General features: G+C 63.3%; 9 protein-coding genes. 5 read left to right on the forward strand and 4 right to left on the reverse strand.

Features of this window, described 5'->3' with window-relative positions:
- Nucleotides 1-35 precede the first annotated feature (35 nt).
- From mct to G9463_RS05790, 5 genes are all read left to right on the forward strand, one after another.
- Complete coding sequence (mct, locus tag G9463_RS05770; protein WP_165896215.1) at nucleotides 36-1,226, forward strand: succinyl-CoA:mesaconate CoA-transferase; 1,191 nt, start codon at nucleotides 36-38, stop codon at nucleotides 1,224-1,226.
- A gap of 70 nt (nucleotides 1,227-1,296) precedes the next feature.
- Complete coding sequence (locus tag G9463_RS05775) at nucleotides 1,297-1,737, forward strand: TRAM domain-containing protein (RefSeq protein WP_165896216.1); 441 nt, start codon at nucleotides 1,297-1,299, stop codon at nucleotides 1,735-1,737.
- Nucleotides 1,738-1,940: 203 nt separating this feature from the next.
- Nucleotides 1,941-2,501 (forward strand): TATA-box-binding protein, encoded by a 561-nt coding sequence (locus tag G9463_RS05780; protein ID WP_004516850.1) that lies wholly within the window; start codon nucleotides 1,941-1,943, stop codon nucleotides 2,499-2,501.
- Between the two features lie 140 nt (nucleotides 2,502-2,641).
- Entirely contained in the window at nucleotides 2,642-5,095 is a 2,454-nt protein-coding gene (locus G9463_RS05785) for an ATP-dependent DNA helicase (protein ID WP_127013277.1), read from the forward strand.
- 271 nt (nucleotides 5,096-5,366) lie between these two features.
- Entirely contained in the window at nucleotides 5,367-6,455 is a 1,089-nt protein-coding gene (locus G9463_RS05790; protein WP_007190474.1) for a TRC40/GET3/ArsA family transport-energizing ATPase, read from the forward strand.
- A 17-nt stretch (nucleotides 6,456-6,472) separates the two neighbouring features.
- On the opposite strand, the gene G9463_RS05795 is transcribed toward G9463_RS05790, so the two are convergent.
- The 4 genes from G9463_RS05795 to G9463_RS05810 form a co-directional block, all read right to left on the reverse strand.
- Entirely contained in the window at nucleotides 6,473-7,297 is an 825-nt protein-coding gene (locus G9463_RS05795; RefSeq protein WP_007190475.1) for an SDR family oxidoreductase, read from the reverse strand.
- Between the two features lie 55 nt (nucleotides 7,298-7,352).
- Nucleotides 7,353-8,168 (reverse strand): endonuclease V, encoded by an 816-nt coding sequence (locus tag G9463_RS05800; RefSeq protein WP_165896217.1) that lies wholly within the window; start codon nucleotides 8,166-8,168, stop codon nucleotides 7,353-7,355.
- Nucleotides 8,165-9,109 (reverse strand): rhomboid family intramembrane serine protease, encoded by a 945-nt coding sequence (locus tag G9463_RS05805; RefSeq protein ID WP_004961884.1) that lies wholly within the window; start codon nucleotides 9,107-9,109, stop codon nucleotides 8,165-8,167. The genes G9463_RS05800 and G9463_RS05805 overlap by 4 nt, the downstream gene beginning before the upstream one ends.
- Nucleotides 9,110-9,327: 218 nt before the next feature.
- On the reverse strand, nucleotides 9,328-10,291 hold a 964-nt coding region (locus G9463_RS05810; protein ID WP_240149946.1), incomplete at its 5' end, for a response regulator.

Here is a 10,291-nt window from a genome sequence, read left to right on the forward strand (position 1 = left end):
GAAGGTTTATGCGGCCGCCCCGTCGTGGTTTTTGCATGGGTGCGCTTGACGACTTGCGTGTGCTCGACCTGACACAGGTCCTCGCCGGACCGTACTGTACGATGTTGCTCGCAGACATGGGCGCGGACGTGGTAAAGGTCGAACGCCCCGGCGGCGACCTCATCAGGTCGAACCCCCCGTTCGTGAGTGACGGCGACGAGGAAGCCTACGGCGGCTACTTCCAGAGCGTCAACCGTGGGAAACGCTCGCTCGAACTCAATCTGGGGACCGATGAAGACCGCGAGGCGTTCCTTTCGCTCGTTGAGCGCGCAGACGTGGTGGTCGAGAACTTCAAGGCCGGCACGATGGAGAAGTTCGACTGCGGCTACGAAACGTTGCGAGAACACAACCCGGACCTCATCTACTCGTCCATCCGGGGCTTTGGCGACCCGCGAACGGGTGAAACCCACCGACAGGGCCAGCCGTCGTTCGACCTCATCGCGCAGGCGCTGGGCGGGGTCATGGAAATCACGGGGCAGTCGGACGGCCCGCCGACGAAGGTCGGCCCTGGCGTCGGCGACCTCTTCACTGCCGTACTGAACGCTGTCGGCATCCTCGCGGCCGTCCATCACCGCGAACGCACAGGCGAGGGCCAGTACGTCGATACGGCCATGTACGACTCAATGGTCTCGCTGTGTGAGCGAACGGTGTACCAGTACTCCTGTGACGGCGAGTCGCCGACCCGGCAGGGGAACTCTCATCCGACGCTGTTCCCGTACGACTCCTTCGAAGCCGCCGACGGCCACGTCGTCATCGCGGCGTTCGCCGACGGTCACTGGGAGGCGCTGTGTGAAGCGATGGAACGCCCGGACCTCGCCGCGGAGTACCCCGACGCCGGCAGCCGGATTGCGAACCGCGAGTCGCTGCGGGCCGAAATTGCGGAGTGGACCGCCGCTATCGATTCGGAAACGCTCCTTGACCTGCTTGAAGGGCGCGTGCCGGCTGCACCGGTCCAGAACACCGCCGATATCTTCGACGACCCGCACATCCACGACCGCGAGATGCTCGCCGAGGTGGACCAACCGGGCGCGGACGACCGGATGACCATCGCCGGCAGCCCAATAAAGATGACCGAGACGATGCCCTCGCCCGGCGGTCGTGCGCCGCTGCTAGACGAGCACAGGACGGAACTGCTTGATGGGGCTGGGGTCGATACGGGAACCAATCAAGTGGAAAGCGACGACTAATCGGCAACTGCCGGCAATTTTCACCACATCAGGGCAGGACCATTATTTATCATGAGCCGTAGAATAGGCTATGGTCGAAGTTCCAGATGCGCTCAGTACATTGTTCAGTGCCCAAATAGAGACGGACGGGGACCGATATATTGTTGAAATTCCGAAAAGTGAAGTATCTCACGGTGCAGTCTCGCCGGGCGAGACCTACCGCGTCGGCCTGCTCTCGCAGGTCAACGCCAGTGCGTCGGCAACAGCCCAACCGCAGACGCCCAAACAGGACACCGACCCGGAACGAGCCAACACCGGCGTCCCGCAACCGCCAGTCGACGAGGGCGAAATCCGAAACGTGACCATCGAATCGCTGGGCGACCAGGGCGACGGCATCGCCAAGGTTGAACGCGGATACGTCGTCATCGTCCCCGACGGCGAGCCGGGCGATTCGCCGACCGTCGAAATCGAGACCGTCCAGGAAAACGTCGCGTTTGCGAGCGTCGTCGACAACGACGGCCACACTGTATAGCGGTATCGTCGCGTTTTCAGTGGCTCAGTGACCGCCGGGCTGGCCAGACTACGGGGCCGGAGCAAACTGTCACGGCAGGGTCGTTCAACCGACAGACCCCTACTTGAATGGAATCTGTCGGACGTGGTAGAGGTCGAAGAACGACTAGTAATCACAGCATCACAAACGTTTATATGATTTAAATCCGGTATTTAAAACACTATATGGTCGACCCAAAAGAGAGCATTGACATCGAAAATGTCGTTGCTTCGACCGGTATCGGACAAGAACTCGACCTTGAGAGCGTCGCGATGGACCTCGAGGGAGCCGACTACGACCCCGAGCAGTTCCCGGGCCTCGTCTATCGGACACAGGACCCCAAATCCGCCGCGCTCATCTTCCGGTCGGGCAAGATCGTCTGCACGGGTGCGAAATCGACAGACGATGTCCACCAGAGTCTGCGCATCGTCTTCGACAAGCTCCGTGACCTGAACATCCAGGTCGACGACGACCCCGAAATCGTCGTCCAGAACATCGTCAGCTCCGCTGACCTCGGGAGTTCGCTCAACCTCAACGCCATCGCTATCGGCCTCGGGCTTGAGAACATCGAGTACGAGCCGGAGCAGTTCCCGGGCCTCGTCTACCGACTCGACGAACCCGACGTGGTCGCGCTGCTGTTCGGTTCGGGGAAGCTCGTTGTCACCGGTGGCAAGCGCAAAGAGGACGCCGAAGAAGCCGTTGACACCATCGTCGAGCGGCTGAGCGACCTCGGCCTGCTGGACTAACGGCTCAGTGCCAGTGACTGGGCGGCGGCCAGTCACAGCCCGTTTTTCGGTTCACTGCGGTCCCGACGCGACGCGCACAGAGCGATTGCGACGGACAGGAACCCCGCGGTTCAAATACCGGGACGACTAACCCCGTTCCGATGGGAGACCCCGCCTCGACGGGCACAGAGTCCTGGCGCACGTATTTCGGCTTCGACGAGCCCTACGAGAATCAGGCCGACGCCGTCGAACGAGCCATCGAGGCGGGCAAGGCACGCGGCTTTCTCGCGATGGAAGGTCCGTGCGGAACGGGCAAGACGATGGCCGCGCTCACCGCTGGCGCAACGCTAGTCCGCGATACAGACCTGTACGAGCGAATGGTCGTCGTCACGCCAGTCAAACAGCAACTCCAGCAGTTCGTCGACGACCTCCGAGCGCTTAACGCTGGAATCGACGAGCCGTTCGACGGCATCTCACTGGTCGGCAAGCGCGACCTCTGTCCGTACGGTCGTGAGGGCCAGTTCCCGGACGACGTAGGGACACACGACCGCTGTGAGGACCTCAGGGAGGCGACGGCGCGGTTAGTTGAGGACGACGGGCGCTCGGACGGCGCGGCCGTCGCGGACGCCGCAATCGCCGGTGAGGCTGACGATGACCAGTGGTGGGACCCGCGGAAAGGACAGGACCTCGCCGCGGCTGCACGCCCAGATGCGGTCGAGCAATCGACCCTTGGCGACGACACACTTCAGACGGCCGGCGCAGCCTCGCCGTACCGGCAGGCCCAGCCAACGGCTCCAGAGTCGATGGCAGAGGGGTCCGACCCGCCGCTGTACTGTCCGTTCGAGGCGGACTGGTACGCCCGCAACAAGGGCTCGCCCGTCGACTTCTCGGCCGGGGACGAGCACGTGGTGACGATGGACGACTACCTCCCGGCGGCAACGGAGCGCGGGACCTGCCCGCACCGGGTCATGAGCGTGATGCTGAACGAGGCTGACGTTATCGTTGGGAACTACAACCATCTGTTCGACCCGGGCTCTCGCCCGCTGCTGTCTGACGTACTCGACAATCAGACGCTCGTCATCGTAGACGAGGCGCACCGACTCGAAGAGCGCGTGCGAGACCTCCTGTCGGACCGCCTCGGCCGTCAGAGCATCGTGCAAGCGCGCAACGACTGCACGACACTCATCCAGCGCGCCCAGCAGAGCGCCGACCACAAGGCGCAGGTCCGTGAGGTGCTGTCAGCCCGCGAAGTCCCGCTGGACGCAGTTGACCAGGCCCGAAAGTTCTACGACGACCTCGTTCGGTGGCTCGACAACCGCATCGAATCCTTCCTCGACGCCGAACACGAGGGCTGGCGCGCGGACCCGTCAAGCCTCCCCGAGCACGACAGGGAGATTCCGCTTCGGGACCCCGACACGGTCGAACAGGACGAACTGACCGAGTGGGCCGAGCGCAAGGGCTACGAGGGCTCGCTGTGGCGCTCGCTGTCGAAGGTTGGTGCGGCCGTCGAGGACGCTATCGACCAGCTCGGTCTGACCCGCCAGCCGGTGTGTGCCGCTGTCGGCGTGCTGGCCGGGCAGTGGTGGGAGCGCGACCACGCAACGTTCCTCCGGGAGATCGAACTGGAGCATTCGCCGAACCACGGCCAGACCCTCGATGCCGATTACCAGGCCGTCTACACGCCGGGACTGCTGTGTTACAACTGCATGCCAGCGACAGCCCTGCGTAACGTCTTCGACGACCTCGGCGGCGGTATCCTGATGAGCGCGACGCTGGAGCCGCTGGACGTGTTCACCCGCGTGTCGGGGCTGGACTCGATGGCCGAGACGGGCTCGACGGCCCCCGACGAGCAATCCGGCGACGGACGGCCGGTCCGGTCGACGACCTACGACCTGCCGTTCCCGCCTGAGAACCGGGCGTCGTACCTCGTCGACGCGACACCGTTTACCGCACGCAACCGCGGCGACCCCGGAACGATGCGGCCGCTCGGCGACAACTGGAATCCAACGCGAGACGAGTACGCACAGGCGCTACGCGCGCTGGCCCGCTCACCGGGCAACGTCATGGTGGCGATGCCAAACTACCGGGAGGCGCGCTGGGCCGGCGCATACCTGCAAGACGCCGTCGAGAAGCCGGTCCTCGTGGACGAGTCATCGAGCAACGAGGAGACCGAACGGCTGAAACGCGAGTTCTTCAGCGGCGATGGAAAAGTCATGGTCACATCGACTCGCGGGACGCTGACCGAGGGCGTCGACTACGACGGCGAGAAGCTCTCGACCTGCGCGGTCGTCGGCATCCCGCTGGTGAACATCGGGTCGCCACGTGTCCGGGGTGTCCAGCGCGCATACGGTGACGCCTTCGGCGAGGACAACGCCTTCGAGTATGCCCTGACAGTTCCGGCTGTGCGGCGCGCGCGCCAGGCCATCGGCCGCGTCATCCGTGGCGTTGACGAGGTCGGGGTGCGGGCGCTGGTCGGCCGACGGTACACGCCGGACGCGCGGCATTCGGTGTCTCCGTACCTGCCCGCCGGCGAGCGCGAGGAGTTCACCCGGATGACGCCGGATTTCCTCGCGAGCCAACTGGATTCGTTCTGGGCCGACCACCGTGCCGATTAACCGGAATATTTCGTTGGCAGCGGAAGGCATATACATCGTGGAACGAGTGTACCTATAGATGCCCGAGTGTCAGAACTGCGGTGAATTTGTAACCGAGCAGTACGTACGGGTTTTTACACCAGAAGCCGTCGAAGGCCATGGCCCCCGGGTCTGTCCAAACTGTGAGGACAAACTCCGGGACGGCGCGGATGTCCGTGAAGCGCGGTCCTCGAGACAGTAGGACAACTCCTTTTCGGGAAGTACTCAAGGCCAGACAAGCGTAGCTTCTGGCATGAGCGAACTCGACGTCGAAGCGGTCGACGATATTAATGCACCCGCAGGAATCGATGCGGCGGAGTACGTCCTCTACGGCGGAAAAGGCGGTGTCGGCAAGACAACGTGTGCTGCGGCCACCGCGCTGGCCTCCGCGCGCGACGACACGGCGACGCTCGTCGTCTCTACGGACCCTGCCCACTCCCTGTCGGACACGCTGGATGCGGATATCCCGGCGACACCGACGCGCATCCGCGAAGACATCCCGCTGTACGCGGCTGAAATCGACCCGGAGGCCGCCGTCGGCGAGGGACCGCTCGGTGTCGAGGAGGACGCACTGGGTGGCGTGGGCGAACTGCTCGGCGGCGACGGGATGTTTGGCGGAGGTGCAGGCGGTGCAGCGGGCGCAGGTCAGGCCGAGGACCCGATCGGCGGTGAGGAGGGGCTTCTCGGCGGGTCGATGCCCGGAGCCGACGAGGCTGCGGCGCTCCGCCTCCTGCTGGATTACGTCGACGACGACCGCTTCGACCGCGTCGTCATCGACACCGCCCCGACCGGCCACACCCTCCGGCTACTGGAACTCCCTGAGACGATGGACTCAATGGTCGGGAAGATTCTGCAACTCCGCGAGCGGTTTTCGGGGATGATGGACAACCTCACCGGCATGTTCGGCGATAATCAGGACGTCGACGCCGAGGCCGGTATCGAGGACCTACAGGAGTTGTCGGACCGGATCGAGCATCTGCGGTCGATTCTGCAGGACCCACAAAAGACGGACTTCCGAATCGTGATGGTGCCCGAGGAACTGTCCGTTGTCGAATCCGAGCGTCTGCTCGCCCAACTCGGCGAGTTCAACATCCCCGTCAGCACCGTCGTCGTCAATCGAGTGATGCAAGACCCGAGCGAGGTGCTTGGCGAGGACGTGGACATCGCCGGCCCGAACCACGCCGACTGCGAGTTCTGCGCGCGGCGCTGGCAGGTACAGCAAGACGCGCTGGCCCGGTCACAGGACATGTTCCGCGGCCACGACGTACGCCGTGTGCCGCTGTTCGCCGAAGAAGTGCGCGGCGAGCGACTGCTGTCGGTTGTGGCGGCCTGTCTGGACTAAACTGAGCGGGGCGGTGATTAGCGTGTCAGCTTCCGGATGACACCGAACGCTGCGTCGCGCCACCGCGCCGGCAAGTAATCGAGCATAAGCAGTAGCTGTGCGCCCTGTCCGACCGGATACCGCGGTTCAGGGTCGCTGGCGTTGGCAGCGTCACGGATAGTCAGCGCAACTGTCCCAGGCGTGACAGAGAGCGCGTCCTGAATGCCGACGAGGTTCGAATCCTCGTGGGCTTGATACAGCCAGTCGTACGCGCCGGACGTATCAAGGTCATCGAGTTCCTCGTCGGCGCGGTTGTCGAAGTTGGTCTCAACCGGCCCGGGTTCGACGAGCACCACGTCGATGCCGAACTCCTCGACCTCCATCCGGAGCGCGTCACTGAGTCCCTCCAGCGCGAACTTCGAGGCGGCGTAGCTACCCTGATTGGGGAAGGCGATACGGCCCGCGACGCTGGAGACGTTCACGATGGTTCCGTTCTCGCGAGCCCGCATGTGCGGGAGCGCTTCACGGATGAGTCGGTGCGGGCCGTAGAGGTTCACGTCAAACTGGTCGTGCAGGTCCGCCGTCGACACATCCTCAACCGCGCCGAACTGCGCATAGCCGGCGTTGTTTATCAGGCAGTCGAGTCGCCCTTCGGACTCGATAAGCGCCTCAACGACCCGCTCGCACTCCCGCGGGTTCGTCACGTCAAGCTCAGCGGTTTTACAGCCTGCATCTTCGAGGTCTTCGATGTCCGATTCCTCGCGGGCGGTCGCCCAGACAGTCCAGTCGTCGGCCAGGAACGCCTCGGCACTCGCCCGCCCGATACCCGAGGACGCCCCCGTAATCAGCACCGTCTTCGCCATGTGTTGGCCGGGAGAACACACCCCGGGAAGTTATACTGTCGGTTATCCGAACGAGCTACTCGACGGTTGCCTTTGCCTCGTCGGCGTAGCTGTCGGCCAGCCGGGTCGGCTCGGGGAGCTTGTAGCCGTCGGCAGTAGCTTCGACGATATCCGCCGCCGTGCTTGCGCTGACGCGATGGCCGGGGCTGACGATGAGCGGGTTGATGTGCCGATTCGGTGAGTCGTACTGGCGCGTCTGGAGTGCGTGGCCAATTACTGTCCCGTCGGGGCAGGTCTCGACGCTGTCGTCGGCTGTAATCGGAATCCGCGTCCCTTCCGGGTATCTCTCGTCGAGGGACTGCTCCGGTGTGCCACAGAGGAGGTTCTTTGCGACGCCGACGGCCGGCACGTCCAGCGTGACGCCGATGTGTGTCGCCAGCCCGGCTTCCCGGAAGTGGATGCGGCCACTCCCGTCCACAAGTACCACGTCGGGGTCGGCCTCTAGCTCCGCAAACGCGGCCAGAATTGCGCCGCCCTCACGGAACGACAGCAGGCCAGGAATGTACGGAATCTCGGTGCGTTCGACGGCGCTGACTCGCTCGATGACCTCACCGTTCTGTAGCACGACAATCGCCGAGACGGCCTTGTCGTCGACGAACGCTTGGTCGACGCCAGCGATGAATGGCGGCTCCGTTCGGTCGTCGGCGCTGGTGCTCAGTGTCGTCTGGTCGACGTCCGGTGCATCTCCGGTGCGCGTGATCGCCTCGGGCAAAACGTCCATCTCGTCCTCGAACCGCGCCGCCGCCGCGATATCACGTTGCAACTCCTCCATCTCAGTCTGCGAGAGCGACGGGTCGGGAACGAATTCGGGGCGAACCGGGTGCACCGTCATGGACGACGCCGGCCCGGACCGCCGGGACCGCCCGGTCCACCAGGGCCGCCGGGGCCGCCGCCACCGCCGAACTGTATCTGGCCGGGCATCCGGGTCTGGCCCTTGATTTTCTGGCCGTACCAGAGCCCGATGATGAGGCCGATAAGATGGGCGAGATGCGCGATGTTGCCACCAAGCAGGCCGGCCCCCATCGGATTGAGCGACCCGAAGATGCTCAACAGGAAGTAGAAGCCGGTGATCGCCCAGATCGGGACGGGAATCAGGAAGTACAGGTAGACGCGGAGGTCCGGTTTCAGGACCGTCAGGAACGCCATGATCGCCAGCGCCGCGCCACTGGCTCCGAGGACACCAGCAGACGTTCCCTGCACCGTCTGGATTGCGATCTGTCCGAGGCCTGCCAGCGCGCCGGACACGAGGAAGAAGATCGCGAACTTCTTCGACCCGATCTGCTGCTCGACGAGTCGGCCGAAGAAGTAGATGATAATCCCGTTTCCGAAGATGTGATAGAATCCGAAGGGGGCGTGTGAGAACACGGACGTAACCCAGGTCCAGATGTACTCAGGGTTGTTCGGATGGAGAACGAACAGCGTCTGGAACGCTTCGCGGCCAAGCGAGAGGATAACAATATGTTCGAGAATGAACACAATTCCCATAATCGCCAGGAACAGATACGTGACGTTCCCCCGGAAGTACGCCAGCGGCCCCCCGGGCCCGGTGTCGATACCGAACCGGTCGGCGACACCGCCGCTCCCTGATGTCTGGCCAGTATTTACACTCTCGTCGAACCCGCTGTCGAACACGCCGCCCGGATCGCTCCAGTTGTCCAGTCCGGGGCAATCGTGGGCCTCGGGAAGCCGGTGTTCCGCACAGTAGGTCCCCCCACAGTGCCCACACTGGTACGGCATGTTCTCCTGCTTTCCACAGGCATCGCACTCCGACATTATACTACGGTAGGAGTGGACGGTGGAAAGGGATTGTGCTTATACTGTCGGCTGTTCGTCTGTGACAACTCTCGCCTTCGTGAGAGAGCTGATATCTCGTAACAGGGACAGTCAACAGCAGGACAGTGGACCGGCCACCGATCGATTATCGCGTAGCTGAGAAGTACCCTGCAAAACCGTACGAGCCAGCGAGCAGCACACAGCAGTCAAACGGCGATTCACTCGCCAATATCGGGGTTGGTTTCAGCGTCTCGAAGCACACCGATCCACGCCGGTTCGCCATCGTACTCGATGGACCCGCCGGAGACCTCGATGGTCCGCGTTTCGCCGTTGGCCTGTCGGCCCTCAAACTTCGAATGGAACGTATCGAGCTCGTCTGAGTCCGCTGCTCGGAGTGACTCGGGAAGTCGGTCGCTGTCGCCCTCTGCCGTGAGGAGAGCCGGGGATTCGTCGATGAGTTCACTCTGGTCATAGCTGAAAATGTCGGCCAGCTTCTGGTTCACGTAGACAAACGTCCCGTCCTGAATGATACAGACGCCCGCCAGCTCCTGTTCGACGAGCCGTTGATACCACGAGAGGGCGTTCCAGAACCGCTGCTCGGTTCGATGTTGCTCGACGGCATTTTCGATTCGGTTGGCGAGAACATCGTATGTGTCTGACCGCCCTCCCTTCTGCATGTAGTCCGTAACGCCCGACGCGATTGCCTCGCTCGCGATCTCTTCGCTACCTTTGCCAGTGAACAGAATAAATGGGATATCCTGATACTGCTCGCGGACGAGTTCCAGAAACTCCAGCCCATCGGTGTTTGGCATATCGTAATCGCTGACGATACAGTCGACCTGCTCTGTCCGGAGGAAATCGAGCGCGGCAACGGCGCTGGTCTTCGTCACGACATCGAAGTCGTCGTTGATCCGTTCGAGATACACCTCGACCAGTTCACCCACCTGTGGGTCGTCGTCGACGTGCAACACGGTACACTGCTGGGACTGCTCGACTTTCGCCAGCGGAATCGGGACCTCTGCCCGCATCTCCTCGCGTCGGTCTACTGATTCAGTCCGGAGAAGCGGTGTATGCCGCGTTGCCACGCGTCGGCTCCCGCTGATGGCTGCACTGGAGAGCTCCACTGTCTTGTCTCCGAGCCGCCACTGTTCCTCAGAAGCCATCTTTCCCCCCGGTGCTGCC

This window comes from Haloarcula sp. JP-Z28 (genome assembly GCF_011440255.1).
GTDB classification, from domain to species: domain Archaea; phylum Halobacteriota; class Halobacteria; order Halobacteriales; family Haloarculaceae; genus Haloarcula; species Haloarcula marismortui.